Source organism: Ursidibacter arcticus (genome assembly GCF_009761375.1).
In the GTDB taxonomy this organism is placed as follows: Bacteria; Pseudomonadota; Gammaproteobacteria; order Enterobacterales; family Pasteurellaceae; genus Ursidibacter; species Ursidibacter arcticus.
Genome location: NZ_LEKM01000149.1, coordinates 1 through 1,134, shown reverse-complemented (window position 1 = coordinate 1,134; position 1,134 = coordinate 1). Strand labels below are relative to the sequence as shown.

At 48.6% G+C, this 1,134-nt stretch carries 1 rRNA gene; it reads right to left on the bottom strand.

Annotated features, from left to right (window positions below):
- Positions 1-997 (bottom strand): 16S ribosomal RNA (locus A1D25_RS06655); the annotation flags it as partial.
- Positions 998-1,134 lie beyond the last annotated feature (137 nt).

Sequence of the window (1,134 nt, the reverse complement as noted above, 5' to 3'; positions counted from 1 at the left end):
GGATGTCAAGAGTAGGTAAGGTTCTTCGCGTTGCATCGAATTAAACCACATGCTCCACCGCTTGTGCGGGCCCCCGTCAATTCATTTGAGTTTTAACCTTGCGGCCGTACTCCCCAGGCGGTCGATTTATCACGTTAGCTTCGGGCACCAAGCATATAGCCCAATCCCCAAATCGACATCGTTTACAGCGTGGACTACCAGGGTATCTAATCCTGTTTGCTCCCCACGCTTTCGCACATGAGCGTCAGTATATTCCCAAGGGGCTGCCTTCGCCTTCGGTATTCCTCCACATCTCTACGCATTTCACCGCTACACGTGGAATTCTACCCCTCCCTAAAATACTCTAGCAACCCAGTATGAAATGCAATTCCCAGGTTAAGCCCGGGGCTTTCACATCTCACTTAAGTTACCGCCTGCGTGCCCTTTACGCCCAGTCATTCCGATTAACGCTCGCACCCTCCGTATTACCGCGGCTGCTGGCACGGAGTTAGCCGGTGCTTCTTCTGTGACTAACGTCAATCGTTGCATCTATTAAATACAACGCCTTCCTCATCACCGAAAGAACTTTACAACCCGAAGGCCTTCTTCATTCACGCGGCATGGCTGCATCAGGGTTCCCCCCATTGTGCAATATTCCCCACTGCTGCCTCCCGTAGGAGTCTGGACCGTGTCTCAGTTCCAGTGTGGCTGGTCATCCTCTCAGACCAGCTAGAGATCGTCGGCTTGGTAGGCCTTTACCCCACCAACTACCTAATCCCACTTGGGCTCATCTTATGGCAGGTGGCCCGAAAGTCCCACCCTTTAGTCCAAAGACATTACGCGGTATTAGCTACAGTTTCCCGTAGTTATCCCCCTCCATAAGCCAGATTCCCAAGCATTACTCACCCGTCCGCCACTCGTCAGCAAAGAAGCAAGCTTCTTCCTGCTACCGTTCGACTTGCATGTGTTAAGCCTGCCGCCAGCGTTCAATCTGAGCCATGATCAAACTCTTCAATTTAAAAAGTTTAATCGCTCAATAAATACTGACTTTAAAATCGCACTCCATAATCAACTCAAAGTCAATTAAAGAGAAAAATGAATTTCTAGTTAAGCACTTATCAAGACTTCAAAATTAAATAATATTTTCAAAATCAA